General features: G+C 65.5%; 26 protein-coding genes, 1 tRNA gene and 1 riboswitch. Of the genes, 19 read left to right on the top strand and 8 right to left on the bottom strand.

Annotated features, from left to right (window positions below; translation table 11 throughout):
• The first annotated feature begins 32 nt into the window (after window positions 1-32).
• From GGD61_RS15955 to GGD61_RS15945, 3 genes are all read left to right on the top strand, one after another.
• Window positions 33-1,241, top strand: a complete 1,209-nt coding sequence (locus GGD61_RS15955) for an aspartate aminotransferase family protein (RefSeq protein ID WP_179739974.1) — start codon at window positions 33-35, stop codon at window positions 1,239-1,241.
• Window positions 1,241-2,164 (top strand): ornithine carbamoyltransferase, encoded by a 924-nt coding sequence (argF, locus tag GGD61_RS15950; protein ID WP_179739976.1) that lies wholly within the window; start codon window positions 1,241-1,243, stop codon window positions 2,162-2,164. The genes GGD61_RS15955 and argF overlap by 1 nt, the downstream gene beginning before the upstream one ends.
• A gap of 267 nt (window positions 2,165-2,431) precedes the next feature.
• Window positions 2,432-3,439: an Hsp33 family molecular chaperone gene (locus tag GGD61_RS15945; RefSeq protein WP_018316917.1), complete on the top strand. Its 1,008-nt coding sequence runs from the start codon at window positions 2,432-2,434 to the stop codon at window positions 3,437-3,439.
• Between the two features lie 1,004 nt (window positions 3,440-4,443).
• Here the strand turns inward: GGD61_RS15945 and apaG are convergent.
• Window positions 4,444-4,836 carry a Co2+/Mg2+ efflux protein ApaG gene (gene apaG / locus GGD61_RS15940; RefSeq protein ID WP_026202434.1) on the bottom strand — a complete coding sequence of 131 codons (393 nt, stop codon included), beginning with the start codon at window positions 4,834-4,836 and terminating at the stop codon, window positions 4,444-4,446.
• 179 nt (window positions 4,837-5,015) lie between these two features.
• On the opposite strand from apaG, the gene GGD61_RS15935 reads away from it, so the two are divergent.
• From GGD61_RS15935 to GGD61_RS15925, 3 genes are read left to right on the top strand one after another with little or no spacing between them, the layout of a single operon-like run.
• Entirely contained in the window at window positions 5,016-6,326 is a 1,311-nt protein-coding gene (locus GGD61_RS15935) for an OpgC domain-containing protein (protein ID WP_092251704.1), read from the top strand.
• Window positions 6,326-7,105: a lipolytic enzyme gene (locus GGD61_RS15930; protein WP_092251705.1), complete on the top strand. Its 780-nt coding sequence runs from the start codon at window positions 6,326-6,328 to the stop codon at window positions 7,103-7,105. Before GGD61_RS15935 ends, GGD61_RS15930 begins: the two co-directional genes overlap by 1 nt.
• Before the next feature lie 12 nt (window positions 7,106-7,117).
• Window positions 7,118-8,110, top strand: a complete 993-nt coding sequence (locus tag GGD61_RS15925; protein WP_092251706.1) for an SGNH/GDSL hydrolase family protein — start codon at window positions 7,118-7,120, stop codon at window positions 8,108-8,110.
• Between the two features lie 120 nt (window positions 8,111-8,230).
• Here the strand turns inward: GGD61_RS15925 and GGD61_RS15920 are convergent, their stop codons facing one another.
• Complete coding sequence (locus GGD61_RS15920) at window positions 8,231-9,418, bottom strand: O-succinylhomoserine sulfhydrylase (RefSeq protein ID WP_143108999.1); 1,188 nt, start codon at window positions 9,416-9,418, stop codon at window positions 8,231-8,233.
• A gap of 74 nt (window positions 9,419-9,492) precedes the next feature.
• Window positions 9,493-9,572, bottom strand: a riboswitch (SAM riboswitch).
• A 108-nt stretch (window positions 9,573-9,680) separates the two neighbouring features.
• On the opposite strand from GGD61_RS15920, the gene GGD61_RS15915 reads away from it, so the two are divergent.
• The 4 genes from GGD61_RS15915 (at window position 9,681) to GGD61_RS15900 (ending at window position 14,154) form a co-directional block, all read left to right on the top strand.
• Window positions 9,681-10,787, top strand: coding sequence for a 2'-deoxycytidine 5'-triphosphate deaminase (locus GGD61_RS15915; protein ID WP_092251707.1), 1,107 nt, complete (start codon window positions 9,681-9,683; stop codon window positions 10,785-10,787).
• 108 nt (window positions 10,788-10,895) lie between these two features.
• Entirely contained in the window at window positions 10,896-11,315 is a 420-nt protein-coding gene (locus GGD61_RS15910; RefSeq protein ID WP_092251708.1) for a PAS domain S-box protein, read from the top strand.
• A gap of 107 nt (window positions 11,316-11,422) precedes the next feature.
• Window positions 11,423-12,475: a hypothetical protein gene (locus GGD61_RS15905; RefSeq protein ID WP_092251709.1), complete on the top strand. Its 1,053-nt coding sequence runs from the start codon at window positions 11,423-11,425 to the stop codon at window positions 12,473-12,475.
• 233 nt (window positions 12,476-12,708) lie between these two features.
• A complete protein-coding gene (locus GGD61_RS15900; RefSeq protein WP_092251710.1) occupies window positions 12,709-14,154 on the top strand; it encodes an MATE family efflux transporter in 1,446 nt (481 codons plus the stop codon).
• Here the strand turns inward: GGD61_RS15900 and GGD61_RS15895 are convergent.
• The 6 genes from GGD61_RS15895 to GGD61_RS15870 form a co-directional block, all read right to left on the bottom strand.
• Window positions 14,151-14,654, bottom strand: a complete 504-nt coding sequence (locus GGD61_RS15895) for a hypothetical protein (RefSeq protein WP_092251711.1) — start codon at window positions 14,652-14,654, stop codon at window positions 14,151-14,153. The genes GGD61_RS15900 and GGD61_RS15895 overlap by 4 nt on opposite strands.
• A gap of 124 nt (window positions 14,655-14,778) precedes the next feature.
• On the bottom strand, window positions 14,779-15,180 hold the full coding sequence (locus GGD61_RS15890) for an SRPBCC family protein (protein WP_092251712.1): 402 nt from the start codon (window positions 15,178-15,180) through the stop codon (window positions 14,779-14,781).
• A 165-nt stretch (window positions 15,181-15,345) separates the two neighbouring features.
• On the bottom strand, window positions 15,346-15,705 hold the full coding sequence (locus GGD61_RS15885; RefSeq protein ID WP_026202432.1) for a VOC family protein: 360 nt from the start codon (window positions 15,703-15,705) through the stop codon (window positions 15,346-15,348).
• A 204-nt stretch (window positions 15,706-15,909) separates the two neighbouring features.
• Window positions 15,910-16,269 carry a hypothetical protein gene (locus tag GGD61_RS15880; RefSeq protein WP_018320847.1) on the bottom strand — a complete coding sequence of 120 codons (360 nt, stop codon included), beginning with the start codon at window positions 16,267-16,269 and terminating at the stop codon, window positions 15,910-15,912.
• A 130-nt stretch (window positions 16,270-16,399) separates the two neighbouring features.
• Window positions 16,400-17,239, bottom strand: coding sequence for a helix-turn-helix transcriptional regulator (locus tag GGD61_RS15875; protein ID WP_092251713.1), 840 nt, complete (start codon window positions 17,237-17,239; stop codon window positions 16,400-16,402).
• Between the two features lie 91 nt (window positions 17,240-17,330).
• Complete coding sequence (locus tag GGD61_RS15870; RefSeq protein WP_092251977.1) at window positions 17,331-17,909, bottom strand: methylated-DNA--[protein]-cysteine S-methyltransferase; 579 nt, start codon at window positions 17,907-17,909, stop codon at window positions 17,331-17,333.
• Between the two features lie 175 nt (window positions 17,910-18,084).
• On the opposite strand from GGD61_RS15870, the gene GGD61_RS15865 reads away from it, so the two are divergent.
• The 9 genes from GGD61_RS15865 (at window position 18,085) to GGD61_RS15825 (ending at window position 26,945) form a co-directional block, all read left to right on the top strand.
• Window positions 18,085-18,158: transfer RNA gene (locus GGD61_RS15865), tRNA-Gly, on the top strand.
• Between the two features lie 184 nt (window positions 18,159-18,342).
• On the top strand, window positions 18,343-18,924 hold the full coding sequence (locus tag GGD61_RS15860) for a helix-turn-helix domain-containing protein (RefSeq protein ID WP_092251714.1): 582 nt from the start codon (window positions 18,343-18,345) through the stop codon (window positions 18,922-18,924).
• A gap of 146 nt (window positions 18,925-19,070) precedes the next feature.
• Entirely contained in the window at window positions 19,071-20,126 is a 1,056-nt protein-coding gene (locus GGD61_RS15855) for a LacI family DNA-binding transcriptional regulator (RefSeq protein ID WP_092251715.1), read from the top strand.
• A gap of 80 nt (window positions 20,127-20,206) precedes the next feature.
• Window positions 20,207-21,661, top strand: coding sequence for a xylulokinase (gene xylB, locus GGD61_RS15850; protein ID WP_183230889.1), 1,455 nt, complete (start codon window positions 20,207-20,209; stop codon window positions 21,659-21,661).
• Window positions 21,662-22,984 carry a xylose isomerase gene (gene xylA / locus GGD61_RS15845; RefSeq protein ID WP_092251717.1) on the top strand — a complete coding sequence of 441 codons (1,323 nt, stop codon included), beginning with the start codon at window positions 21,662-21,664 and terminating at the stop codon, window positions 22,982-22,984.
• 12 nt (window positions 22,985-22,996) lie between these two features.
• Complete coding sequence (locus GGD61_RS15840) at window positions 22,997-23,755, top strand: ATP-binding cassette domain-containing protein (protein ID WP_092251718.1); 759 nt, start codon at window positions 22,997-22,999, stop codon at window positions 23,753-23,755.
• Window positions 23,755-24,837 (top strand): ABC transporter permease, encoded by a 1,083-nt coding sequence (locus GGD61_RS15835; protein ID WP_183230888.1) that lies wholly within the window; start codon window positions 23,755-23,757, stop codon window positions 24,835-24,837. The genes GGD61_RS15840 and GGD61_RS15835 overlap by 1 nt, the downstream gene beginning before the upstream one ends.
• Window positions 24,838-24,932: 95 nt before the next feature.
• Window positions 24,933-25,865, top strand: a complete 933-nt coding sequence (locus GGD61_RS15830) for a sugar-binding protein (RefSeq protein ID WP_038973213.1) — start codon at window positions 24,933-24,935, stop codon at window positions 25,863-25,865.
• A 102-nt stretch (window positions 25,866-25,967) separates the two neighbouring features.
• Window positions 25,968-26,945 (top strand): aldo/keto reductase, encoded by a 978-nt coding sequence (locus tag GGD61_RS15825; protein WP_092251719.1) that lies wholly within the window; start codon window positions 25,968-25,970, stop codon window positions 26,943-26,945.
• Window positions 26,946-26,947 lie beyond the last annotated feature (2 nt).

The raw sequence follows: 26,947 nt of genomic DNA, 5'->3' as shown, positions 1-26,947 counted from the left end.
CGTCACACCGTCCGCAACATTCAAGTGACATCATGACTAACAGCGCAGCGCCGCATTTGCTCCCCGTTTTCGCCAGAGCCGACCTCGGCTTCGAGCGCGGCGAAGGCTGCTGGCTGATCGCGACCAATGGCGATCGCTATCTCGATTTCACCTCGGGCGTGGCAGTGAATGCGCTCGGCCATTGCCACCCGCATCTGATCAAGGCGCTGCAGGAGCAGGCGACCAAGCTCTGGCACATGTCGAACCTGTTCCAGAGCCCGGACGGCGAGAAGCTCGCGAGCCGGCTTTGCAACGAAAGCTTTGCCGACTTCGTGTTCTTCTGCAATTCGGGCGCCGAAGCGCTGGAAGGTGTGATCAAGCTGGTCCGCCATCATCACTTCTCCAAGGGGCATCCGGAACGTTATCGCATCATCACCTTCGAAGGCGCCTTTCACGGCCGTACGCTGGCAACGCTCGCCGCGACCGGCTCTGCAAAATATCTCGAAGGCTTCGGCCCGCCCATGGAAGGCTTCGACCAGGTGCCGCATGGCGATATCGAGGCCGTCAAGAAGGCGATCGGCCCGCACACCGCCGGCATCCTGATCGAGCCGATCCAGGGCGAGGGCGGCGTGCGCTCGGCAACGCCGACCTTCCTCAAGGCGTTGCGCCAGCTTTGCGACGAGAAGGGCCTGCTGCTCGCCTTCGACGAGGTGCAGACCGGCATGGGCCGCAGCGGCGATCTGTTCGCCTATCGGCGCACCGGCGTCACGCCTGACGTGATGTCGCTGGCAAAGGCGCTCGGCGGCGGCTTCCCGATCGGCGCAGTGCTGGCGACCGCGGATGCGGCAGCCGGCATGGGGCCCGGCTCGCACGGCTCGACCTTCGGCGGCAATCCGCTGGCGATCTCCGCGGCCAACGCGGTGCTCGACGTCATGCTCCAGCCCGGCTTCTTCGACCACGTGCAGAAGATGTCGCTGCTGCTGAAGCAGAAGCTCGCCTCCGTGATCGACCGTCATGGCGATGTCGTCAGCGAAGTGCGCGGCGAGGGCCTTCTGATCGGCATCAAGGCCGTGGTGCCCTCCGGCGATCTCGTCGCGGCGCTGCGCAATGAAAAACTGCTCACGGTCGGGGCCGGCGACAATGTCGTGCGTTTCCTGCCACCGCTGATCGTGACCGAAGCCGAGATCGAGGACAGCGTCGGGCGGTTAGAGCGCGCCTGCGCCGCGATCTCGTCCAGCCAGACCAAGCGGGCGGCAAGCTGATGAGCAAGTCCCCGAAGCACTTCCTCGATATCAACGAGCTGCCGCTGTCGGAGCTCAAGACCATGCTCGCGGCGTCCTCCGCCATGAAGGCGAAGCAGAAGGCGCAGCAGCCGGTGCGGCCGCTCGAAGGCAAGACGCTGGCGATGATCTTCGAGCGCCCGTCGACCCGGACACGCGTGTCGTTCGACGTCGCGATGCGTCAGCTCGGCGGCGAGCCCATCATGCTCACCGGTGCCGAGATGCAGCTCGGCCGCGGTGAGACCATCGCCGACACCGCGCGCGTGCTGTCGCGCTATGTCGATGCCATCATGATCCGTATTCTCAACCATGACGCGCTGCTGGAGCTTGCGGCCAACGCGACGGTACCCGTCATCAACGGCCTGACGCGGCGCTCGCACCCCTGCCAGGTGATGGCCGATCTCATGACCTATGAGGAGCATCGCGGCCCGATCGAGGGCAAGACGGTGGCCTGGACCGGCGACGACAACAACGTGCTGGCGTCCTGGGCTCACGCCGCCGAGCGCTTCAAGTTCCAGCTCAATGTCGCGACGCCGCCGGAGCTCGCGCCGAAAAAAGTGATGCGCGACTTCATCAAGGCGACCGGCGCGCCGATCATGCTCGGCACCGATCCGGAAGCCGCCGTGCGCGGCGCCGACTGTGTCGTCACCGACACCTGGGTGTCGATGGGCGACAAGGAAGGCGAGCACCGCCACAACGTGCTCAAGCCCTATCAGGTCAACGGCAAGCTGATGTCGCTGGCCAAGCCCGATGCGCTGTTCATGCACTGCCTGCCCGCCCATCGCGGCGAGGAGGTCACCGACGACGTGATCGACGGTCCGCAATCGGTCGTGTTCGACGAGGCCGAAAACCGCCTGCACGCGCAGAAGGGCATTCTGGCCTGGTGCTTCGATGCGGTGAAGTAAGGGCGCTGCAAGCCCGACGGTCGCCTCACACACAACTGTCGTCCCTGCGAACGCAGGGACCCATACCGCGGAATCTCTCTTGTGGCAGGCTGGCGGAGGCGAGCGGTCTTCGCCAAACCGCATCCTGTGGTTATGGGCCCCGGAGCTGCGCTTACGCTTGTCGGGGACGACATCGAATTTGCCGCAACGTTGTGCAACCTTATCGCCCCCGAACCCACCACCCCGCGCCCCTTCCATTTCCCACCGACCGACCCCAGATAACGCCCCATGGTTTCCCAATCCCCTCAGATGAAAGCCGGCCCCGAAGGCCCGGTTCGCGCGCCATCAGCGGTTCCGATCGATGACGCCGTGTTGCCCTACGAGGTCGACGCGCTCGACGTGCGCGGGCGCCTGGTGCGGCTTGGCCCGGCGCTCGACGAGATCCTGACCAAGCACGATTACCCCGCGCCGGTCGGCAAGCTGCTCGGCGAGGCCATCGTGCTGACGACGCTGCTCGGCTCGGCGCTGAAATTCGAGGGGCGCTTCATCCTGCAGGCCCAGACCGACGGCCCGGTGTCGTTCCTGGTCGTCGACTACATGGCGCCGGATCGCCTGCGGGCCTATGCGCGCTTCGATGCCGCGCGTCTCGGCGATACCAAAGATTCCGGCACGCTGCTCGGCCGCGGCCATCTCGCCATGACCATCGACCAGGGCCCCGACATGAGCCGCTACCAGGGTCTGGTCGCGCTCGACGGCGGCAGCCTCGAAGACGCCGCCCACGAATATTTCCTGCGCTCCGAGCAGATCCCGACGCGCGTGCGCCTCGCGGTTGGCGAGGAGTGGCGCTCCAACGACGGCGGCAAGCATCGCTGGCGCGCCGGCGGCATGCTGATGCAGTTTCTGCCCAAGGCGGCGGAGCGCGCGCGGCAGGCCGATCTGCATCCCGGCGATGCCCCCGATGGCGTCGAGGTGCACAGCGTTGCCGAAGACGACGCCTGGGTCGAGGCGCGTTCGCTGATCGAGACCGTCGAGGACGTCGAGCTGATTGATCCCGAGCTCTCCGGCGAGCGGCTGCTGTTCCGCCTGTTTCACGAGCGCGGCGTGCGCGTGTTCAATCCGATGGTCCTCAAGGCGCAATGCTCCTGCTCGCGCGATGCGGTCGCCGCGATGCTGAAGAGCTTCTCGCCCGACGACCGCGCCGCCATGGTCAAGGACGACAAGGTCGTCGTCACCTGCGAGTTCTGCAGCTCGGTGTATGATTTCACGCCGGACGAGGCGGGCGTCGAAGGCGCGTAGCGAGCTCTCGTAGGGTGGGCAAAGGCCTACTTGCGCCGTGCCCACGAGCGCTCGACGGCGGCGAAAGACGTGGGCACGCTTCGCTTTGCCCACCCTACGGCGCCTGCCCTGTGTCGCGCTCTGTCAATCCGCTTCGCTAAAAATATTCCACTTTACCGAAATTCGGTTTCGGCGTATGTGTCGTCCATCCCGGCTCACCCAAGAGGGGCGACTATGTGGTCGTCACTGTCGCGAGCCGGGCTTGCGGTGGACGCGGCAGCGTCGGCACGAGAGGTGCGGGCAGGGCGGGTAGTCCCTGTGAGCCCGAGGCTTCGTGCGGACGACGGCGCTGTTCAGTTCGTCTCGCCACATTCTTTCGGCAACGTCGACAAGGCCGGGAGATAATGTGGTGACCAGCGAATGCGCGTACGGCAAAACCGTGTGGTCCTGGCCGTCGTTGCCACGGTCAAGTCCTTGCGAAGGTGCGAGCGAGCCCAACCGGGCAGACTGCATCATCCAAATTCGCGGGGCGAGGGAGGCCAGAAGGAATGGTCGGCTCCCGGGAGATCACGGCATAAGCCGTCCAGCCATCGCGCAGGGAAGGCCGAGTGATCGGCACCACCTGTATGCTGCTGTGCGGTTCTTCCTGCGTGTGCATTTCGCGCAGCGGACCGCGGGTGCGAGCCAGCACCCGGCCTTCCCTGCGCCCTCTTGGATTTAGAGGGTCGCGAGACCAAGCAAAGCTCGGGCGAATGAAGCCGCGAGGCCGAAGAGGCATGTCCGTGAGCTGAGCTGCGTGCCACAAACTCGATATCGTAGGGTGGGCAAAGCGCAGCGTGCCCACGCCTTGTCGCTTATGAAGAGAGATCGTGGGCACGGCGCTATGCGCCTTTGCCCACCCTACGGCAGCGCCGCTGGGATCTGCATCGGAGCATCGCAATGCGTGCGCCCCTCCGATCTCGTGCCCCGGACGCTGCGCAGCGTCACTACGTGCCGCAGCGCGTCCGGGACACGAGAGCGAGGCCCTAATTCAACACCCTCTTATTGTCCGGGCTATCCAGCGAAAACGCCGGCACGTCGATCTCGAAGCGCTCGCCGCTTTCGGTGACCATCTGGTAGCGGCCGGTCATGAAGCCGGAGGCGGTCGAGAGCGGGACGCCGGAGGTGTATTCGAAGCGCTCGCCGGGGGCCAGGATCGGCTGCTCGCCGACCACGCCCTCGCCCTTCACCTCCTGCTGGCGCCCGGAGGCATCGGTGATGATCCAGTGCCGCGTCTTGAGCTGCACGGTCTCCTCGCCCGAATTGACGATGACGATGGTGTAGGACCAGAAGTAGCGGGAGCGGTCGGCCGACGACTGCTCCGGAACAAAGTTCGGCTCGACTGTCACTTCGATCTGGCGGGTCACGGCGCGGTACATGGTTGCTATCATACCGAAATCCGGCGCTGGAACCAAACGCCCGAGTCGGCTTTGGCGACATCGTCCCGCCAGAATTCGAGGGGAATGACACCTGGACGTGATCCGGCCGCTTTGCGAGATGACGACCGGACCGATACACTCCTCAACGTCGCGATTTGCGGAAGGGTTTCTAGGCCCCGATGACCATTGCCGACCATGTGACGGGATCGACGATCGCGGGAACCGCCAAGCCTGCAGATGCCAAGCCTGTAGACAGCAAGTCTGTAGACAGCACTCCTGGGGACAGCAAGCCCGCGGGGGCGAAGCCGCGCGCGACCGTGCCGGCCATCACGCTGCCTGCCATCGGCGAGCGCGAGCTCCGGCTCGACCTGTTTCGCGGGCTGGCGCTATGGCTGATCTTCATCGACCATCTGCCGCCGAGCCTGCTGACCTGGTTCACGATCCGCAATTACGGCTTCAGCGACGCCACCGAGATCTTCATCTTCATCTCCGGCTACACCGCCGCCTTCGTCTACGGAAGGGCGATGCTGGAGAGCGGCGTCGTCATCGCCACCGCGCGCATTCTGCGCCGGGTCTGGCAGATCTACGTCGCCCACGTCTTCCTGTTCACGATCTTCCTCGCCGAAATCTCCTATGTCGCGACCAGGTTCGAGAACCCGCTCTACACCGAAGAGATGGGCATCATGGACTTCCTCAAGCAGCCCGACGTCACCATCGTGCAGGCGCTGCTGCTGCGTTTCCGCCCCGTCAATATGGACGTGCTGCCGCTCTACATCGTGCTGATGCTGGCGCTGCCGCTGATCCTGTGGTCGATGAAATGGCGCCCCGACGTCACGCTCGGCCTCTCGGTCGCGCTCTACGCGGTCACCTGGGAATACGATCTTTACCTGTCGGCCTATCCTAACGGCTTCTGGGCCTTCAATCCCTTCGCCTGGCAATTGCTGTTCGTCTTCGGTGCATGGTGCGCGCTCGGAGGTGCGCGACGGATGTCGCGTATCCTGGCTTCGCCCGTGACAATGTGGATCGCGATCGCATACCTCGCCGCGGCGTTCTACGTGACGCTGACCTGGTACGTGCCGCAGCTCTCCCAATTCATGCCGAAGCGGGTCGAGAAGTGGATGTATCCGATCGACAAGACCGATCTCGACGTGCTGCGCTTCACGCATTTCCTGGCGCTGGCCGCGCTCACCGTACGCTTCCTACCCCGGGATTGGCCGGGCTTGAAATCGCGCTGGCTACGACCATTGATTCTATGTGGCCAGCATTCTCTCGAGATCTTCTGCCTCGGCGTCTTCCTGGCCTTCGCCGGGCATTTCATTCTCGCCGAAGTCTCCGGCGGCGCGGCCATGCATGCGCTGATTAGTCTCTCCGGGGTCCTGATCATGTGGGGCGTGGCCTGGGTGATTTCGTGGTACAAGCGCGTGGCTGACAAGAGCGGTGCGAAAACCAAAAACGCCGTCGGCAACGCCGATCTGGCGGGAGGGGGCTGATGAAGGCGAAGGTTCTCCTGAGCCTGGTCCTGCTATGCGGTAGCCTCGCCGCGCCTGTGGCGCGCGCGGGCGATGCTGCGCCTGGCGCTGCCACCGCGCCCGCGGCGTGCGAATTGCCGTCTTATCTGCTTACCAGCGAAAGCCAGCTTCCCAAGGTCGCCGAGGCCGTCAAGGCCGGCAAGCCGCTCGAAATCCTGGTCGTCGGCAGCCGCTCGACCACGATTCCGTCCTCGGAGGGCAGCTCCTATCCGGCGCGTATGGAAGCGATTCTGAAGGAAAAGCTGCCGCCGTCGGAAGCGGTGCACGTCTCCGTAGAAATACAGAGCAAGCGAACGGCGGAGGAGGCCGCCTCGACCTTCGTTAAGTTGATGGAAGCAAAAACCCCTACTTTGGTCGTCTGGCAGACCGGGACCGTGGATGCCATCCGATCCATCGATCCCGACGAATTTCGCAGCGCCGTCACCGAGGGGGTTGTTGCGTTGCAAAAGGCAGGGGCCGACGTCGTCTTGATGAATTTGCAGTACAGCCCGCGTACCGAAACGATGATCTCGGCCCAACCGTTTCTCGATAATATGCGCGTCGTGGCGCAGGAGCATGATATTCCGCTGTTCGATCGTTTCACGATCATGCGGCAGTGGAATGATCAGGGTCAGTTCGACCTGTTCAGCCCGTCCCGCGGGCCCGAACTGGCGAAGCAGGTTCATGATTGCCTTGGCCGGGCGTTGGCACAGTTCGTGATCGACGCAGCCCATCTGGAGCCGGCCCAGCAGCAAAATTGAGGTCTAGTGTTAATGAGTTCTCTCCGCCCTTTTTGCCTGACGGCATGGCTGACCGCGCCTGCAGCAGCAGTGCTGTTGTTGCTGGCGCCGGCCCCGCAGTCCCATGCGCAGACCCAAGCCGCGCAGGCGACACAAGCACCGGCGCAGTCGGCTGATCCCGCTCCCGCTTCGCCGTCCCAGACCACCGTTGCCGTGACCTCGCCCGAGCAGCGCGGCATCACCGCGCGCGCCATCGACAAGGTGAAGCAGGTCGCCAAATCCGCCGGCGACGTCTTCAACCGCGTGCCCTGCCTGCCGCCGAAGGGCGGCTCGAAGGCGATGGGCTCGCTGCCACATGTCGCGGGCAAGCTCGTCGCCGGCCAGCCCGTCCTCATCGTCGCGTTCGGCTCGTCGTCGACCGCAGGATTCGGCGCGAGCTCGCCGGAGTTCAACTATCCGAACCGTCTCGCCGCCCAGCTGCGCCGACACTATCCGACCGCCGACATCACCGTCGTCAATGCCGGCGTCGGCGGCGAGGATGCGCCCGAGATGATGAAGCGCCTCCAGACCCAGGTGATCGACGTGCATCCGGATCTCGTGATCTGGCAGGTCGGCACCAACGCGGTGCTGCGCAATCTCGATCCCGGCGACACCGCCAAACTGGTCGAGGACGGCATCAGCCGCATCCAGGCCGCCGGCGGCGCCGACATCGTGCTGGTCGATCCGCAATATTCGCCGGCCGTCAACCAGCGCGGCGAAAGCGCCGGCAAGATGGTGAAGCTGCTCGGCAAGGTCGCCGAGCTCCGTCACGTCGGCATCTTCCCGCGCTTCGAGGTGATGCGCGACTGGCACGAGAACCAGTCGATTCCGGTCGAGAGCTTCGTCATCGCCGACGGCCTGCACATGAACGATTGGGGCTATGCCTGCTTCGCCCAGCTGCTCGGCGACGACATCATCCGCTCGGTGGGGCAGATCAAGCTGGGCGTGAACGTGCCCGCGGACGTAAGAACGTATCGGCCGATGTAGGCACGCTGCCGTAGGGTGGGCAAAGGCGCAAAGCGCCGTGCCCACCATCGTTCAGTGATACGAAGGAAGAAGACGTGGGCACGCTTTCGCTTTGCCCACCCTACGAGATCTCGCTTCGCCTCACGCCTTCTCCAGCGCCGCAGTCAGATCCTCGATCAGGTCGTCGGCATGCTCCAGCCCTGCCGAGAAGCGGATGAACCCTTCGCTGATGCCGAGCGCGGCGCGGTCCTCCGGCTTCAGACGCTGATGCGTCGTGGTCGCCGGATGCGTGACGAGGCTCTTGGCGTCGCCGAGATTGTTGGAGATCTTCGCCAGCTTCAATTCATTGAGCACGCGGAACGCCGCGGCCTTGCCGCCCTTCACCTCGAAGCCGACCAGCGTCGAGCCGCCGCGCATCTGCTTTTTCACCAATGCTGCCTGCGGATGATCGGCGCGGCCCGGGAAAACCAGTCGCGAGATCTTCGGATGGCTCGCCAGCACGTCGGCGATGCGCGCGGCGGTATCGGTCTGCGCGCGCACGCGCACGCCCAGCGTCTCCAGGCCCTTGAGCAGGACCCAGGCGTTGAACGGCGAGATCGACGGACCGGTCTGGCGCATGAAATTGTGGATGTGCTCGGCGATGAAGGCTTCCGACGACAGGATGATGCCGCCGAGGCAGCGCCCCTGGCCGTCGATATGCTTGGTCGCGGAATAGACCACGACGTCGGCCCCGAGCGCGAGCGGGCTCTGCCAGATCGGGGTCGCGAACACGTTGTCGACGACGAGTCGCGCGCCGCCCTTGTGCGCGATCTCGGCAATCCCGGGAATGTCGAGCACGTCCAGCGTCGGGTTGGTCGGGCTCTCCAGGAAGAACGTCTTGGTGTTGGGCTTCACCGCGCGTTGCCATTCATCGAGATTGGCTCCGTCGACCAGCGTGGTCTCGATGCCGTAGCGCGGCAGCAGGTCCTGGACGACGTAGAGGCACGAGCCGAACAGGGCGCGCGAGGCCACCACGTGGTCGCCGGCCTTGAGTGGCGCCAGGATCGCCGTCGTCACCGCGGCCATGCCGGTCGCCGCCGAGCGTGCGGCTTCGGCGCCTTCGAGCTCGATCATGCGGCGCTCGAACATCGCGATGGTGGGATTGGAGTAGCGCGAATAGATGAAGCCGGGATCCTCGCCCTTGAACCGCGCCTCGCACTCCTCGGCGCTGTCGTAGACGTAGCCCTGGGTCAGGAACAGCGCCTCCGACGTCTCGCCATATTGCGAGCGCAGGGTGCCGGAATGGACCAGGCGGGTTTCGGGACGGTAGTTGGTGGTCGACTTCGACATAGGTACCTCCGACATGACCGTCTCGTCGAAAACGGTCACAAAAAAACCGGCCTGGATATATCCACGGGCCGGGATCACAGAGGTCCCCGGCCTGTTTAGCGACTTATTTAACGTGGCTGCAAGCCGGCCGGCTCAAATCACCACGGGATAAGTGATGCTCATATTCCGCAATGCCCTTTCCGTCAAGGCGTCCATCGGATAGCCGTAAAAGACTTGTATTTCCGGCATGTCCGGATGCATCTGACCCCATGAGGACCCCCGGTTGACGTTCACGGTTGCGCCCGACGCCAATGGTATCCTGCCCGACCGCATGATCGCGGCGATGGCGGCGGCGGGGCTCATCCTGCCCGCCTATGACTTCGTCGAGAGCCAGATCCAGCCGGCGAGCCTTGATCTGCGTCTCGGCGACATTGCCTATCGCGTCCGCGCCAGCTTCCTGCCCGGTCCCGGCGCCACCGTCGCCGAGCGCATCGACGAATTGAAGCTGCACGAGTTCAGCCTCGCCGACGGCGCCGTGCTGGAGACCAACTGCGTCTACATCGTGCCGCTGCTGGAGAGCCTCGCGCTGCCGCCGGAGATCGTCGCGGCGGCGAACCCGAAGAGCTCGACCGGCCGGCTCGACGTCTTCACCCGCGTCATCGCCGACGGCACCCGCCGCTTCGACATGATCGGCGCCGGCTATCACGGCCCGCTCTATGCCGAGATCAGCCCGAAGACGTTTCCGGTGCTGGTCAGCGAGGGCTCGCGTCTGTCGCAGGTGCGCTTCCGCACCGGTGACGCCATCCTCAACGCCGACGAGCTCGATGGCCTGCATGCCACCGAGCGCCTCGTCGACATCGACGATGCTGATCTCTCGGGCGGCGTCGCCGTCTCCGTCGATCTCTCCGGCGAGAAGGCAAACGGCTTCGTCGGCTACCGCGCCAAGCGCCACACCGGCGTCGTCGACGTCGATCGTCGCTCCGGCTACGCGGTGGAAGATTTCTGGGAGCCGATCTCGGCCCGCCCCGACGGCAGCCTGATCCTCGATCCCGGCGAGTTCTACATCCTGGCGTCCAAGGAAGCCGTGCAGGTGCCGCCCGATTACGCCGCAGAGATGGTGCCGTTCGATCCGCTGGTCGGCGAATTCCGCGTGCACTATGCCGGATTCTTCGATCCCGGCTTCGGCTATGCCGGCGCGGGCGGGCAAGGCGCGCGCGCCGTGCTGGAAGTGCGCTCGCGCGAAGTGCCGTTCATCCTCGAGCACGGCCAGATCGTCGGCCGCCTCGTCTACGAGAAGATGCTGGCCCGTCCCGACGCGATGTACGGCCAGCGCATCGGCTCGAACTACCAGGCCCAGGGCCTGAAGCTGAGCAAGCATTTTCGGGTGTAATTCCGTAGCCCGGATGGAGCGAAGCGCAATCCGGGACACCCTCGCTTGTGGCACGATCCCGGATTACGCTTCGCTCCATCCGGGCTACAGTCCACACGAGGTGGTGACATGACCGATCAATCCGAGGTCGACGCAAACATCCTCAACGACGTCGCGGATGCGCTGATCTATTCGGATCGCTCCGGCACGATCATGCGGTGGAACCGTGCAGCGGCGGCGCTGTTCGGCTTCTCCGCGACGGAAGCGCTCGGCCAGAATCTCGACCTGATCATTCCCGAGCATCTGCGCGCCGCGCACTGGAAGGGCTTTGAAGCTGCGCTGGCCAGCGGCAGCATGAAGCTTGCGGGCAGGCCGACCCTGACCCGCGCGCTGCACAAGAGCGGGCGCAAGCTCTACATCGAGATGACGTTCGCACTGGTGCGGGATTTCGGCGGCACCGTCCTGGGATCGGTCGCGATGGCGCGCGATGTCACCGAACGGGTCGAGCGAGAGCGCGCGGCCAAGACGCCACCGCAGCAAACTTCGTGATGCGGAATTGACGGGTGGCCGCGCAGGGCGCTCTGCACGGGCGTCATGTTGCCTGCCGGAAGGCGCGGTGACACACTCGATCGCAACAACGATCGGGAGCGAAACGAATGACCGCCGCAGCTGACGCAGCGCAGGAAGCCCAATGGAAGCGCTGGCGGGCGGTCGCCGACCTCTACCACGCCTATTTCACCGGCCTCATCCTCACCGTCGTCACGCGGCGCGGCACTGCGGATGCAGCGGAGTTCGTCTTCCGCGTATTCCGCCGCCAGCAGCAGGAGCGCTTCCTGCCGGGGCTTAGGAAGCTCGGGATCGATCATCTGCCGCCGGCGGTGGCGGCCGCGCAATATCACTATCTCTCCAACTGGATCGGCGGCGTGCACGTCGAATACATGTATGAGAGCGACGCCAAGGCCTGGATCCGCTATCCGCCGCCGCGCTGGATCTGGAAAGGCACGGCGATCTGCGGCGTGCCGGGCGAGGTCTCCCGCGCGATGCTGCGGGGATGGCACGCCAATAATGGCGTTGCGCTCGGCGATCTCAGGCTCGGCTTCGTCTGCACCAAGCAGAGCGTCGACGGCCAGGATGGGCTGGAAGGCTATTATTGCCAATACGATCATCCGCTAGAACTTGATCAGCGCCTGGTGTTCGCGCGCCACCTCGAAGCGCCGCTGTTCGATGCGAAGACTGCGCCGGCTTTGCCGGTTGCGAGCTGGCCGAAACCGCGCCTCGAAAAAGCCTATCGCAATTACGCGATGGAATATGTGCGCACGGCGGCGCCCGTGATGGTGCAGCTGTTTGGCCCGGAAGACGCCGGCTATCTGCTGCACCTCACCGGCAAGCTGATCGGCATGCAATATTTCGACGAAGTCGCCGCCGCGCTGGCGATGAGCCGCGGCGGGGCAAACGAATTCGCGTCGTTCCTGAACGCGCTGTTCGCGGCGCAGGATGACACGGCCGAGACCTCGCAATCCGAAGGCACGTTCGAAATCCGCCAGCAGAGCTGGAAGCTGATGGACGACGTTGCCGACTATCACGGCGCCTGCGCCAAGGTCCTGGAGGGATTGTTCGAAGGCCTGGCTGCGGGATGCGGGCGGCACATCGGCGTCCACATGCGCACTGCTGCTGGCGGCCGTCCGCCGCTGGTCTGGACCGTGGAATAGGCGATGGCGCCGCCGCGCGCTTCGCCTCTCCCCGCGTGCGGGGAGAGGGAGAACAACAGGCGCAATTTCACGGGCTGAAATGCGCTGCCGCAGGGCACGCCTGCAGCTGGCGCAGGAGAAATCGCGGCGGGCCGTGCTAACAAGCCTCTCGCCGCGCCTTCTGCGCGAAGAAAATAATTGGCACAGCGACGCATTGCCGCGCCGCAAATGGCGCCCCGTGCCCCGGAGAGGACATGTCCGACATCGCCGAAATCCCGGTCGATGAGCAAGAGCGTCCGCTGCCGCCGCCCCCGCGGCCGGTGCGAAGCGCGCTTGTAGACGGGCCGATTCTGCGCACGCTGCTCTCCCTCGCATGGCCCAACGTGATCGCGCTCTCTGCCGGCACCTGTACGGTGATCGCGGAGACCTCCTATATCGGCCGGCTCGGCGTCGAGGCGCTGGCGGCGATGGCGCTGGTGTTTCCGACAATCATTCTGACCATGACGATGTCGGGCGGCGCCATGGGCGGTGCGGTCGCGTCCGCCATTGCACGCGCGCTCGGTGCCGGCGATCGCGAGCGTGCCGGCACGCTTGCCATGCATGCGATCCTGATCGGCATCAGCTTCGGTCTCGTCTTCATGCTGGGCATGCTGATCTTCGGGCCGCGGGTGCTGGAAATGCTTGGTGGCCGCGGCGATGTGCTGACTCATGCGGTCGCCTACACGCAGGTATTTTTCGGCGGCGCCGTGCTGCCCTGGCTGCTCAACACCATGGCGGGCGTGCTGCGTGGCACCGGCAACATGAAGCTGCCGTCGTTCCTGATCCTCAATTCGGCGGCCTGGCAGATCGTGCTCGGCGGCACGCTGGGCCTTGGGCTCGGGCCGGTGCCGCAGTTCGGCATGCGCGGCGTCGCGGCCGGCGCGCTGATCGCCTATTCCATGAATATCTGCATCATGGGCTGGTACCTGTTCTCCGGCCGCGCCCGGGTTACACCAAAGCTGCGTGGCCTGCGCATTCAGTGGGCGATGTTTTTCGACATCCTGAAGGTCGGCGCGATCGCCTGCTTCTCGCCGCTGCAATCGGTGCTGACGATCTCGATCTTCACCCACATGCTGGCGAAGTTCGGCACCACGATCCTCGCCGGCTACGGCATCGGCGCGCGGCTGGAATTCCTGCTGACCTCGATCGCGTTCTCGTTCGGCATCGCCTGCGTGCCGATGGTAGGCATGGCAATCGGCGCAGGCAACATCGCGCGCGCACGGCGCGTCGCCTGGATCGCCAGTGCTGCCGCCTTCGTGGCCGTCGGCGCGCCGGCATGCGTCGTTGCGATGTTCCCCGATCTCTGGATCAACATCTTCACCGATAGCGCGGCCGTGCGCGCGGCGAGCCATCAATATCTCTCGACGGTCGGACCGTTCTACGCCTTTTTCGGCATTGCCACGACGATGTATTTCTCATCGCAAGGCGCGGCCAAGGTGATCGGGCCGGTGCTGGCGCAGACGGCGCGGCTGATCTACATCTCGGCGGCCGGCTGGTGGCTGTCGACGCACGAAGCCACCGCACAGAGCTTTTTCTGGCTGGCCGCGAGCTCGATGGTCGTGCTCGGCCTGCTCTCATTCTCCAGCGTGGTGCTGACGCGTTGGGACCCGCGCGCGAGCAAGGCTGCGATCAGGCCGGCTCTCTCGGGCGCTGCCGACTAGCGATGTTTGTGGCGGCGATAGCCGCCACCGCCGACATTGGCGAGCCGCATCAATTGCGGGATCATCGCCATCATGTCGCCGCCTCCGGCACCACCGAGCATGCCCATGACGTCGCCGCCACCAACGCCGCCATAACCGGCCGGCATGGTGCCGCCAGCCATCGGGGTGTAGCCGCCGTAATTGGTTGCGCCGAAGCCGCCGCCGAGATTGCCGCCGCCGAGGCCACCGAGGCCGCCGCCGCCCATCATGCCACCAAGCCCTCCGCCGCCATTCTCCATCATGCGGCCCATCATTGGGCCCATGGTCTGCATCATCATGGCGAAGCGGCGCTTGCCCATCTTCGCCTTCATCATCTCCAGCATCGGGGCCATCTGGGTCATCATGTCCTCGCCGCCGGCACCTCCGCCGCCGAAGAACTGCGCCTTCGCCGGCGAGCTCGCGACTGAAAACAGCAGCAGCACGGCGGCCGCCTGGCAAATCACCTTGTCCGCACCTCGCATGGTATGCTCCTCGCGTCTCGCGGCGCCGCCGGGAGAGCGGAGCCAACCGGACGCACGCCGCGATGGTTACGGCTGACGAGGGCGGAGCTCTGTGAAAAAACTCACAGAGCCGCGTGGGCCGCCGCTAGGCTGCAGCGGGCGGGAACGCTTTATGTATCGCAACGACGGCGTCCTTGGTCTGGTCCTGGACGTAGGCTGCAAGCTCGTTCGGCAGCATGTCGATGATCCACAGCAGGCGGCTTCTCCGCTCGCCGTCGGCGATCACCTGCACCGAGGCGCTGTAATGCTTCAGCCGCTCGTTGTTGATGGCATAGACGAGGCGCCGCCGCGCGTCGTCGCAATCGACCAGCACTTCGCGCGCCACCGAACCGTTGGCGAAGGTGACGATACGCGCATCGCCGTCGAGCGTGCAGGCGGTGACGAAGCCGGGCGCCAGCCGTTCATGCAGCGCGCCGAAATCGCGCACCGCATCCCAGACGTCGCGCGCCGGGGCATTGATGGAGATGTCGTTGTGGATGGAGGCCATGGAGTTTCCTCAAAAGCAGTTTTGTAGGGCGGGCAAAGGCGCGTAGCGCAGTGCCCACCATTTGGATTGACGGGGACAGTTGGTGGGCACGCTTCCGCCTTCGCTCTTCGAACTACGTCGCACAAGTCGTTTTGCCCACCTACGAGTGCTCGTGCGCGGCGGCTTCTACACACAGACCGCCTCGACATTGTTGCCATCAGGGTCGATCAGGAACGCCGCGTAATAGGTCGGGCTGTAATCCTTGCGCGGCCCGGCGCCGCCATTGTCGCGGCCGCCGCTCTTCAGGCCTTCGCTGTGGAACGCCTTGACCGCGTCATGATTCCCGGCGCGGAACGCAATGTGTGCGCCGTCAGCCTTGCGGCCCTTGTTCAGGTGCAGCCACAGCGCCGGCTCGCCCTTCGGCCCGAAGCCGGCATAGCCGTCGCCGCTGGAGCACAGGACGTAACCGAGCGGCGCCAGCACCGCGGTATAGAAGCGCGTGGCGGCGTCGAGATCGGCAACGCGAAGTCCGATGTGGTCGTACATGATCGTCTCCATTTGCAAAGCGCGCCGAAAATGGCGCGCGCCGGAGACAACCCTAGTCGGGGTGAGGCGGGCGACTCTTGGAGAATCTTGCGCTCGGTAGCCGGCTAAAGCATGATCCGGAAAAGTGCGCAGCGGTTTCCGAAAAGATCATGCTCAAACAATAGACTAAAGCGCGATGACGATTCATCCTCATCGCATCGCGCTTTAGCTCGCCGGCACCTCCGACTGCCACCGGATCACCCGTTTCAGGTGATAGACGTGAACCCACATGTTCGTTCCGATCACGCTGACCGTTGCGACGATCAGGGCCGTGAGCTTCTGCGGGTCATGAAGGGCGAGGACGAGCAGGAACGCGGAGAGGGCGGCCGTGACGCCGAAGCTGAACCAGAGCCCGATGAGGCGTGGTGCAAACCAGGCCGGCTGACCGTCGGTGCCCCATTGCATCGGAATCCTGCGCGAGGTGATCTGGCGGCCATAATAGACGGCACAGCCGGCGATGAAAGCGAGGCCGACGGCAAGCGCGATCAGTGTGGCCGCAATCACGTCACTCGGGGCACTGTTCATCTGCCGGGTCGCCGCACTCAAAGAGCGTTGATTCGCTCTTTGGTTGTAATATCGCGCGGCGTGCCGTAAGCCCAGTACGACGCGCCCGTCTGGTCAACAGACTATTACCCCGCCATTCCGCCGACCTGTCTCAGTTGAGGACGAGGCGTTCAGCGAAGACGCTGCGCTCCCCGCGCGAGGCCTGGCGAAACTTGGTCGGCGATACGCCGGCAGCGCGGTGGAAGGTGCGGACGAAGTTGGAGAGATCGCCGAAGCCGACGTCATAGGCGACGTCGGTGACCGCGATGTCGTCATCGGTGAGCAGCCGCGCGGCGTGCCGCAGCCGCGAGCGCACCAGATATTGATGCGGGGTGACTCCGAGCACGCTCGAGAACAGCCGCAGGAAATGGAACGGGCTGAGGCCCGCCTGCTTGGCGGCCTGTTCGAGATCGACCTCGGCATGCGAGTTGTCGTCGATCCACAGCGCTGCCTCGACCGCGCGGCGGCGGTCGCGGGCGGTGGGGGTGGCCGGCTTGCGCGCCCTGCCCGAAACGACGTCGATAAAACGGCCGGCCAGGATCTGGCCGACTTCGTCGAGGCCGATATCGCTGTTGCCATCTGCCGCCGTCTGGGCGAGCTCGCCCAGCACCATCAATTCGGGCAGCGGCGGCGTGGCACCGACCTGCCAGATCTCGCGCCTCCCGCCGAGGGCATCGACCATGTCCGCGCTGAGGAAGAACGACAGGCAGACATCGCCGCTGACATGCTCATGCGTGCAGGTGTATTCCTCGCCGGGCGCGCCGACCAGCATCGAGCCCGCCACCAGATCGAAGAAGCCGGCGCGGCAATGGCAGCCGAAGCTGCCCGAGCGGACATAGGCAATGGAATGCCCGGTGCGGCATTCGGCAAATGGCGTGTCGTCCGGTCCCGCGTCGCAGCGAAACTCGGAAACGATCATCGATTGTGACGTCAGCAGTGTGGTCGCGTCCATCCCGCCTATCTAGGCATGATCCGGACAAGTGTGTAGCGGTTGTCCGACAAGATCATGCCCAAAAAAGCTAGGGTGCGACCATGATCGCGCCCTAGCTGGGCGCGCGCGGCGGAGCAACGGGGAGCAGCACCTCGAACAGCGTCTTGCTGGCGACCGGTTGGGCGCCCTCGAGCGCCAGCAGCCGCCGCTTGGAGATAACCCCGCCATACGGCGAGAGCCGGTCGGTGTAATTGCCGGCCTCCAGTACCCGGTGGCAGGGCACGATCAGCATGTAGGGATTTTTGGCGATGGCCTGTGCCACCGAATGTGCCGCGCCTGAAGCCCCCAGCGCCTTGGCGACCTCGTGATAGGTACGCGTCTCCCCGCGCGGAATGGAGCAGGCGAACTCATAGACGCGGCGGTTGAAGCCGGGCACCCCGCCGGCATCCAGGCTGACCTCGGAAAAATCGGGATCATTGCCCTGCAGCAGGCTCACGATGCCCTCGATCGCAAGCTCGGCATTGTTGGAAGGGCGCTGCTCGCGCGCCTCGGGATGGATCGCAAAAATGCGGCGGCGGGTGTCGATCTCCCGCGCCTCCGGCAACTGCACGGCCACCACGCCGGTGTCGCTCCAGATGATGCCGCAGCGTCCGATCGCCGTGTCGAATATCGCGTAGCCACGCCCCACCATGCACACGCCCCACTCAGTGCACGTCTCTCCCCAGACACGCGATCATAACACCGCCACAATCCGACGCACCCAAAATCTTGCCAAGACGTTAATAACCGGCCGGCTGGCTGCGCCAAACCGCTTGGCGGGAGGCGCCGTCTCGGCTAATCAGGATGGGCGCGCAAGCCGCGCATAAGCGGGCGTAGTTCAATGGTAGAACGGCAGCTTCCCAAGCTGCATACGAGGGTTCGATTCCCTTCGCCCGCTCCAAGTTTCCCCGATTGAAATGCCCGTTCGACAACCTGACAATGCGTGCATTCGCGGTGCATGAGATTCCAATATCTTAGCTCCTCGCTCCCGGCGTTGACTGCTTACTCGCCCTAAGCTGCTCTCGCCTGGCGGCTTGTGGTCCTTGTACCGGGCCATGTTCGGATGAGGGCCAAGACCGGAAAAAATGGACCAGCAGAAACTCGACCGCGCGATAGGTCGCCGCTTGAAGACGCTGAGGACGCAGGCCGGCATGACCTTGAACGAGCTCGCCGCGCGCTCCGGCGTCAGCCGCGCCATGATCGGGCGGGTGGAGCGGGCGCAGAGCAGCGCGACGGCTGCGCTGCTGGGACGACTCTGCGCGGCGCTCGACGTGTCGCTCAGCGATGTCGTCGCGCTCGCCGAGAAGCCGCCGGAGCGGCTGGTGCGGCTTGCCGACCAGCCGCACTGGCGCGATCCCGACAGCGGCTATCGAAGGCGGCACGCCTCGCCGACGGATGCGGCGAGCGGCATCGAGATCATCGTCGTCGATCTGCCGGCCGGCGCGCGGGTGCCGTACAGCCCCTGGGGCCGCAACGCCTTTACCCAGCAACTGCTGATGCTGGAGGGTGCGATCGCCGTGCACATCGATGCCAAGGCGGTGCGGCTGCGCGAAGGCGATTGCCTGGATTTCGACGTGATGCGCGCGGTGATCTTCGAGAACGAAACCAGGCAGGACGCGCGCTACGTCATCATCACGCGGCGCGGCGCCTCCTACGGGAAGATGTGAGATCAGAGCAGGCCTGTCAGGCCTGTCGACAGGTCCGTCAATGCTCAGGCCGGTTGCGGGAGCGCTTGGACCTGTTTGCCGACCCAGGAGCTCACGGCCCTCAAAATGAGTTGCGTACCTCAAAACACCTCTGCTAACCTTCAGCGATGGCCGAGACCCTCACCGCGACCGCGCTGACGCTGAAGGACATCGCCCGCGAGGCGGGCGTTAGCCTGGCGACGGTCGATCGCGTGCTGCACAACCGCCCGGGGGTGCGGCCGGACACGGTGCGGCGCGTCCAGGCGGCCATTGAGCGCAACGCGTTCCAGCCCCATGTCGCCGCCGCCGAGCTTGCCCGTGGCCGCGCCCGCCGCTTTGCCTTCATGATGCCCTCGGGGCCTAACCCATTCATGCAGCAGATCGAGGCCTATCTCGGCGAGATGTCCGCCTGGCTGTCGGCCCGCCGGCTCAGCGTCGAGATGGTCGCGACCGACGTGTTTGACCCCTCCGTGCTCGCGGCCTCATTGGAGACGCTGTCGGGCGATTACGACGGCGTCGCCGTGGTGGCGCTGGATCATCCGGGCGTCCGCGCCGCGATCAACGATCTCGTCGATGCCGGCACCAAGGTGGTGACGCTGGTTTCGGACGTGCCGTCGTCGCGCCGCCACCATTATGTCGGCATCGACAACATTGCCGCGGGCCGCACCGCCGGCGCGCTGGTCGGGCGGCTGGCCGGCCAAAGGTCCGGCAAGGTCGCGATCGTCGCGGGCTCGCAGGGCCTGCGCGACCATGCCGAGCGCATCTTCGGCTTCAACCAGGTGATGGCGTCGGAATTCCCTGCTCTCAGCGTGCTGCCGGTGCTGGAAGGGCGCGACGAGGACGATCGGTCGGAACAGGTGCTGGCGCGGCTGCTCGGCAAGCATACCGACATTGTCGGCCTCTATAACGTCGGCGCCGGCACCCAGGGCGTCGCCAAGGCCTTGAGTGACAAGGCGTTGAGCGATGCCGGCCGCGACAAGGTCGTGTTTGTCGGTCATGACGTCACCGTGCTGACCCGCCGGCTGCTGCTGCAGGGCGTGATGGATGCCGCGATCTCGCAAAACCCCGGACACGAAGCGCGCGCCGCCGTGCGCGTGCTGCTCGCACTCGCCCGCGGCGAGCCGATCTTGCGCGAGCAGGAGAAGATCAGGATCGACATCGTGATGCGGGACAATCTGCCTTAGCGGCAGGTGGATATCGAACGGCCGTGGCGGAGAGCGTGACGTCAAGATCGCGCCTCGCAAAAGGGTAAGAGGAGGACGATTTGTATCTCGGACTGGACATCGGCACGTCCGGCGTGAAAGCGGTGCTCGTGAGCGAAGCCGGCGCGATCCTCGCGACGGCGGCGCGCGAGCTCGCGCTGTCGCATCCGGCGCCGCTGTGGTCCGAGCAGGATCCCGATTCCTGGCTCGATGCTGCCATCGGTGCGGTCGACGATCTCGCCGCCCGCCATCAGCGCGAGGTGGCGCGGGTCCGCGGCATCGGCCTGTCGGGCCAGATGCATGGCGCGACGTTGCTCGACGAGGATGGACGGCCGCTGCGTCCGGCGATCCTCTGGAACGACGGCCGCTCGCAGGCCGAATGCGCCGTGCTAGAGCAGCGGTGCCCCTCGCTGCATGCGATTGCCGGCAATCTCGCTATGCCCGGTTTCACCGCCCCGAAGCTGTTGTGGGTCGCGCGGCATGAGCCAAAAATCTTCGCGCGCGTCGCAAAGGTGCTGCTGCCGAAGGCCTATGTACGCTATCGCCTGACCGGCGAGATGATCGAGGATATGTCGGATGCGGCCGGCACGCTGTGGCTCGATGTCGGTCTGCGCCGCTGGTCGCCGCTGTTGCTGCATGCCACGGGCCTCGATCTTCACCACATGCCGCGCCTCGTCGAGGGCAGCGCGGTCAGCGCGATGCTCGCGCCGGAATTCACGCAGCGCTGGGGCATGGCGAAAGACGTCGTTGTCGCCGGAGGCGCCGGCGACAATGCCGCGAGCGCGATCGGGCTCGGCGCGATCGCGCCGGGCGATGCATTCCTGTCGCTGGGAACGTCCGGCGTGGTGTTCCGCGTCACCGATCGCTTCGCGCCGGCGCCTGAAACGGCGGTGCATGCGTTCTGCCACGCGCTGCCCGGCCTCTGGCACCAGATGGGCGTGATGCTCTCGGCGGCGGCCTCGCTGGCCTGGCTCGCCGGTGTGATGGAGACCCCGGCCGCAGCGCTGCTGGCGCCGCTCGGCGAGCGCGTCGATGCGCCGAGCCCGATCAGATTCCTGCCCTATCTCGACGGCGAGCGCACGCCGCACAACGATGCCGCAGCCAGCGGCGCCTTCGTCGGCCTGCGCGGTGCGACCGGGCGAGCGCAGATCGTTCAGGCCGTGCTCGAAGGCGTCGCCTTCGCCGCGCGCGACAATCTGGCGGCGCTGAGCGCGGCGAGCGGACCTGTTGCCGCGCTCGATCTCGTCGGTGGCGGCTCGCGCTCCCCGCTGTGGGCGCAGATCTGTGCCGACGTGCTCGGCATTCCCGTGCACCGCGTCGAGGAAGGCGAGGTGGGGGCGGCCCTCGGTGCCTCCAGGCTGGGCCGGCTCGCTGTGACCGGCGAGAGACCCGCAGCGGTCTGCACCCGCCCGCGGCGGCTCGCGAGCTTCACGCCCAGCGCATCCGTCACGGAAGCCTATGACGAGGCTTATCGGCGATGGCGCGAGCTTTATCCCGCATTGAAGGAGTCTCCTTAAGTGAACGCGTCAGCCAAATTCTTCGATGCAAATGCTCCTGTCGCCTTCGCCGGCAAGGATGCGGGACAGGCGCCCGCGTTCCGCTGGTACGACAAGGATCGCCTCGTACACGGCCGCAGGCTTGAGGATCATTTGCGCTTTGCGGTCTGCTATTGGCATTCGTTCTGCTGGCCGGGCGGCGATCCCTTCGGCGGTGAGACGTTCCTGAGGCCGTGGCACCAGGGTGGTGACGCGATGGCGCAGGCGCGGGCCAAGGCCGATATCGCCTTCGAGCTGTTTCGCCTGCTCGACGTGCCCTACTTCACCTTCCACGACGTCGATGCAGCGCCGGAGGGCGCTTCGCTCGCCGAGTCCGTCGCCAATCTCAATGCGATTGCCGATCTGTTCGAAGCGAAGATGGCCGCGAGCAAGGTGCGCCTGCTCTGGGGCACCGCCAATCTGTTCACGCATCGCCGCTACATGGCGGGCGCGGCGACCAATCCGGACCCGGAGATATTCACCTATGCCGCCGGCCAGGTCCGCGCCGCGCTGGAGGTGACGCACCGGCTCGGCGGCCAGAACTACGTGCTGTGGGGCGGGCGTGAGGGCTATGAGACGCTGCTCAACACCGATCTCAAGCGCGAGCTCGACCAGCTCGGCCGCTTCATCTCGCTGGTGGTCGAGCACAAGCACAAGATCGGCTTCAAGGGGCCGATCCTGATCGAGCCGAAGCCCAAGGAGCCGACCAAGCATCAATATGATTTCGACGTCGCCACCTGCTACGGCTTCCTTGCGCGCTATGACCTCTTGAAGGACGTCAAGCTCAACATCGAGCAGAACCACGCCATCCTCGCCGGTCACTCCTTCCACCATGAGGTCGCGCTGGCCGAGGCGCTCGGCGTGTTCGGCTCGCTCGACGTCAACCGCGGCGACGATCTGCTCGGCTGGGATACCGACCAGTTCGCGATGAACGTCCCGGAGCTGGCGCTGGTGTTTCACGAGATCCTGAACCGCGGCGGCTTCACCACCGGCGGGCTCAATTTCGACGCCAAGATCCGGCGGCAGTCGATCGACCCGGACGATCTGATCCACGCCCATGTCGGCTCGATGGATGCCTGCGCGCGCGCGTTCCTCGCCGCCGCCGACATGCTCGATGCCGGCGCCCTCACGGCGCCGCTCACCGAGCGATACGAGGGATGGGCCGGCACTGAGGGCCGGGCCATTCTCGGCGGTCAGCGTTCGCTCGCCGATCTCGCCGATCGCGCGCTCCGTCCCGGCTTCGACCCGCAGCCGCGCTCGGGCCGGCAGGAATATCTGGAATCCCTGGTCAACCGCTATGTCTGAGCGAGGCTGCTGATGGCAAACGCTGACGCGACACCGGTCCTCGAGCTGACCGGCATCGGCAAGGAGTTCGGCGCGATCCGCGCGCTGCATGGCGTCGACATGCAGGTCATGCCGGGCGAGGTGGTCGGCCTGATGGGCGACAACGGTGCCGGCAAGTCGACGCTGGTCAAGATCATCGCCGGCAATTTCCGCCCCAGCCACGGCGAGATCCGCTTTGCCGGCAACGCGGTTCATTTCAACCGGCCGGTCGATGCCCGTGCCGTCGGCATCGAGGTCGTCTACCAGGACCTCGCGCTATCGGACAATCTCACGGCGGCGGCCAACGTGTTCCTCGGCCGCGAGCTGAAGCGCAGGTTCGGACCCATCGCATTGCTCGACCACAGGGCTATGGCGGCGCGCGCGCTGGAGCTGTTCGGCGAGCTGCGCTCGGAGACGCGCCCCGACGACCTCGTCAAGCAGATGTCGGGCGGCCAGCGCCAGGCGGTGGCGATCGCGCGGACGCGGCTCTCCAATGCGCGGCTGGTGATGATGGACGAGCCGACCGCCGCGATCTCGGTGCGCCAGGTCGAGCAGGTGCTCGGCCTGATCCACCGGCTCAAGGAGCAGGGTGTCGCCGTGATGCTGATCTCGCACCGCATGCCGGACGTGTTCGCGGTCTGCGACCGCGTCATCGTCATGCGCCGCGGCGAGAAGCGGGCCGACAAGCCGATCCACCAGACCTCGCCAGAGGAAGTCACCGCGCTCATCACCGGCGCGAAGGAGGCGGCGTGATGGCCATGCCCATGGAATCCCCGATCAGCTTCACCAATGTCGGCCGGATCAGATGGTGGCAGCGCGGCATCTTCGCCTCCCAGACCGGTTACGTGCTGCTCGCGCTCGCGGTGCTGCTGGTGATCATGCATTTCGCCAGCCCCTATTTCTTCACCGAAGGCAATATGCAGAACGTGGCGAAGAATTTTTCCTTCATCGCCATTGCGACGCTCGGCGTCACCTTCGTCATCATCACCGGCGGCATCGATCTGTCGGTGGGATCGATGATGTGCTTCTCGGCCATGATCACCTCGATGGTGATGACCGAGCTGTCGGCGCCCGGCTCGCCGGCGGGCGCGCTGTTCGTGCATCTGGCGGCCGACGGCAAGACCGTAATTGCCAACGTGCCGGGCCTGATCCTGCTGATCTCGATCCTCGCCGGCCTCGGCGTCGCGCTGATCGCCGGCCTCGTCAACGGCTTCTGCATCGCCGTGCTCGGCCTGTCGCCCTTCGTCACCACGCTCGGCATGCTCTCGATCGTGCGCGGGCTCGGCTATGTCGTCTCCAACGGCCGCGGCAGCTTTCCGGGCGGACCCGATGCCGATCGTTTCTACGCGCTCATCTCGGGCGACGTGCTCGGCGTGCCCGTGCCTTTCATTTATCTCGTGATCCTCGCACTGACGATGGCCGTGGTCCTGCATCACACCTCGTTCGGCCGCCACGTCTTCGCACTCGGCGGCAACGAGAAGGCCGCCGAATTGACCGGCATCCCGGTCGTGCGGGTGAAGATCGAGGTCTATGTGATCTGCGCCCTCGCCGCAGGCCTCCAGGGCATCATCATCTCCGGCTGGCTCGGATCGGCGCCCGCCAACATGGCGACGTCCTACGAACTCAACGTGATCGCGGCGGCCGTGATCGGCGGCGCGAACCTCGCCGGCGGCATCGGCGGTCCGCTCGGGGCCATCGTCGGCTGCGTGCTGCTGGAAGTGATCCGCAATGGCCTCGTGCTGGCGCAGGTCTCCTCCTACTGGCAGCAGACGCTGGTAGGCGTGATCATCATCCTGGCCGTGCTGGTCGACCGCATCCGCTCGCGGATGAGCTGAAGGTGACGTGGTTCCGGGAAAACAACGAAGATGCCGCCTGTCCGCTTCCCGGACGTTTCAAAGAGGATGGGCACCAGAGAAGGGTGGAGGAGACAATGAGGAAACTTCTTCTTGCCGGCATCGCCGTCGCAATGATGGCAACGCCGGCGTTGGCCGCGAACTACCGATTCGTCATCGTGCCCAAGGCGATGAACAATCCGTTCTTCGACTTCGCGCGTGACGGCTGCCTGAAACGCGCCAAGGAGCTCGGCAATATCGAGTGCATCTACAAGGGACCGGTCGAGCATGAGCCGGCGACGCAGGCCCAGATCATCCAGGACTTCGTCACGCAGAAGGTCGATGGTCTCGCCATCTCGGTCGCCGACGTCGCGGCCATGACCAAGTCGATCGAGGCGGCGACGGCCGCCGGCATCCCGGTCATCACCTTCGATGCCGATGCGCCGGGCTCCAAGCGCATCGCCTATATCGGGACCAACAACAAGGAGTTCGGCGTCGCGCTCGGCAAGCAGCTCGTGAAGATGCGGCCCGATGGCGGCAAATACGCCATGGTCTCGGGCGGCCCCGGCGCCAAGAACCTCGCCGAGCGTGTAGACGGCGTGCGCGAGGCGCTGAAGGGCTCGAAATGGACGGAGGTCGCGGGCTCTCCGACCTTCTGCAACGACGATCCGGCACTCGCGGTTCAGCAGATGACGGATATGCGCACCGCAACGCCGGATCTCGCCGCGATCGTTCCGATCGGCGGCTGGCCGATGTTCGCCCCTGAAGGCTTCAAGGCCTTCGCGTCGAGGAACAAGAAGGACATCGATTCCGGCAAGTTCACGCTTGTCGTCGCCGACACGCTGAAGATGCAGCTCGAGCTGCTGCGCGACGGCTATGCCAACGCGCTGGTCGGCCAGCGTCCGTTCGAGATGGGCGAGAAGGCGATGGACACGCTGCTCGCCATCAAGAAGGGCGAGAAGGTGCCGGAGATCGTCTACACCGGCCTCGACCTCGTCACCAAGGACAACGTCGCGCAGATGTTGAAGTAGGAGCGTCCGCCAGCCCCGCGCTCCTGCATGCCTCCCCCGCTTGCGATTTTTGCAAGCGGGGGAGATGATCTGGACTGTTGGAATGAAGACAAGGCAATGGGAATGAAACGGTCGCGGCTCGGCTCGCTCGACGTCACTTCAATCGGTCTCGGTTCCGCCCCGCTCGGCGGATTGTTCAGCCCGGTCAGCGATGCCGATGCGGAAGCGACGATCGCGCGCGCCTGGTCGCTTGGGGTGCGCTTCTTCGATACGGCGCCGCTCTACGGCTTCGGCCTCGCCGAGCGGCGATTAGGGGCCTTCCTGCGACAGCAGAAGCGCGAGTCTTACGCCATCTCGACCAAGGTCGGCCGCCTGCTGCGCGCGCCAGATGGCGGCGCCGCCGAGGACGAGCACTATAAGGGTACGCCGCGCGAGCGGCCCGTGTTCGATTTCAGTCATGACGGCGTGCTGCGATCGGTGGAGGAGAGCCTGGGTCGCCTTGGGCTCGACCGTGTCGACGTCCTCCTGGTGCACGATCCCGACGATCACTATGACGAGGCGGTCAATGGTGCCTTTCGCGCGCTCCAGCGCTTGCGCGAGGACGGCACCGTCAAGGCGATCGGCGCCGGCATGAACCAGTCGGAGATGCAGGTCCGTTTCGCCGAGGCCGTGCCGGTCGACTGCTTCCTGCTGGCCGGGCGCTACACGCTGCTCGACCAGGGGGCGCTGGACGCGTTGTTTCCGCTGTGCACCGCCAAGAACATCGGCATCCTGCTCGGCGGCATCTACAACAGCGGCATTTTGGCCAATCCGCACACCAGTGCGAAGTTCAATTATCAGGACGCCGACGCAACGCTGGTGGCGCGAGCGCTGGAGCTCGACGCGCTCTGCCGCAAGCATGGCACCGAGCTGAAAGCCGCCGCGCTCCAGTTCTGCATGGCGCATCCGGCCGTCACGGTCGCCGTGATGGGCGCGCGCAACGCGGCGGAAGTTTCCGACAACATCGCGATGTCGGAGAGTGCGGTGCCGGGCGCGTTCTGGCAGGAGCTGCGGGCACGGAACCTCGTCGATGCGCGCTCGCCGCTGCCGGGCGGGGCGTAAGG

This window comes from Bradyrhizobium sp. SBR1B (assembly GCF_014198205.1).
Classification (GTDB): Bacteria; Pseudomonadota; Alphaproteobacteria; order Rhizobiales; family Xanthobacteraceae; genus Bradyrhizobium.
The sequence above is the reverse complement of the archived record's forward strand: the minus strand, read 5'-3'. Positions and strand labels throughout refer to the sequence as shown.

Coding starts and splice junctions, on each gene's coding strand:
- GGD61_RS15955 (WP_179739974.1), top strand. CDS start 33: ATGACTAACAGCGCAGCGCCGCATTTGCTCCCCGTTTTCGCCAGAGCC.
- argF (WP_179739976.1), top strand. CDS start 1,241: ATGAGCAAGTCCCCGAAGCACTTCCTCGATATCAACGAGCTGCCGCTG.
- GGD61_RS15945 (WP_018316917.1), top strand. CDS start 2,432: ATGGTTTCCCAATCCCCTCAGATGAAAGCCGGCCCCGAAGGCCCGGTT.
- apaG (WP_026202434.1), bottom strand. CDS start 4,836: ATGTACCGCGCCGTGACCCGCCAGATCGAAGTGACAGTCGAGCCGAAC.
- GGD61_RS15935 (WP_092251704.1), top strand. CDS start 5,016: ATGACCATTGCCGACCATGTGACGGGATCGACGATCGCGGGAACCGCC.
- GGD61_RS15930 (WP_092251705.1), top strand. CDS start 6,326: ATGAAGGCGAAGGTTCTCCTGAGCCTGGTCCTGCTATGCGGTAGCCTC.
- GGD61_RS15925 (WP_092251706.1), top strand. CDS start 7,118: ATGAGTTCTCTCCGCCCTTTTTGCCTGACGGCATGGCTGACCGCGCCT.
- GGD61_RS15920 (WP_143108999.1), bottom strand. CDS start 9,418: ATGTCGAAGTCGACCACCAACTACCGTCCCGAAACCCGCCTGGTCCAT.
- GGD61_RS15910 (WP_092251708.1), top strand. CDS start 10,896: ATGACCGATCAATCCGAGGTCGACGCAAACATCCTCAACGACGTCGCG.
- GGD61_RS15905 (WP_092251709.1), top strand. CDS start 11,423: ATGACCGCCGCAGCTGACGCAGCGCAGGAAGCCCAATGGAAGCGCTGG.
- GGD61_RS15900 (WP_092251710.1), top strand. CDS start 12,709: ATGTCCGACATCGCCGAAATCCCGGTCGATGAGCAAGAGCGTCCGCTG.
- GGD61_RS15895 (WP_092251711.1), bottom strand. CDS start 14,654: ATGCGAGGTGCGGACAAGGTGATTTGCCAGGCGGCCGCCGTGCTGCTG.
- GGD61_RS15890 (WP_092251712.1), bottom strand. CDS start 15,180: ATGGCCTCCATCCACAACGACATCTCCATCAATGCCCCGGCGCGCGAC.
- GGD61_RS15885 (WP_026202432.1), bottom strand. CDS start 15,705: ATGTACGACCACATCGGACTTCGCGTTGCCGATCTCGACGCCGCCACG.
- GGD61_RS15880 (WP_018320847.1), bottom strand. CDS start 16,269: ATGAACAGTGCCCCGAGTGACGTGATTGCGGCCACACTGATCGCGCTT.
- GGD61_RS15875 (WP_092251713.1), bottom strand. CDS start 17,239: ATGGACGCGACCACACTGCTGACGTCACAATCGATGATCGTTTCCGAG.
- GGD61_RS15870 (WP_092251977.1), bottom strand. CDS start 17,909: ATGGTGGGGCGTGGCTACGCGATATTCGACACGGCGATCGGACGCTGC.
- GGD61_RS15860 (WP_092251714.1), top strand. CDS start 18,343: ATGGACCAGCAGAAACTCGACCGCGCGATAGGTCGCCGCTTGAAGACG.
- GGD61_RS15855 (WP_092251715.1), top strand. CDS start 19,071: ATGGCCGAGACCCTCACCGCGACCGCGCTGACGCTGAAGGACATCGCC.
- GGD61_RS15840 (WP_092251718.1), top strand. CDS start 22,997: ATGGCAAACGCTGACGCGACACCGGTCCTCGAGCTGACCGGCATCGGC.
- GGD61_RS15835 (WP_183230888.1), top strand. CDS start 23,755: ATGGCCATGCCCATGGAATCCCCGATCAGCTTCACCAATGTCGGCCGG.
- GGD61_RS15830 (WP_038973213.1), top strand. CDS start 24,933: ATGAGGAAACTTCTTCTTGCCGGCATCGCCGTCGCAATGATGGCAACG.
- GGD61_RS15825 (WP_092251719.1), top strand. CDS start 25,968: ATGAAACGGTCGCGGCTCGGCTCGCTCGACGTCACTTCAATCGGTCTC.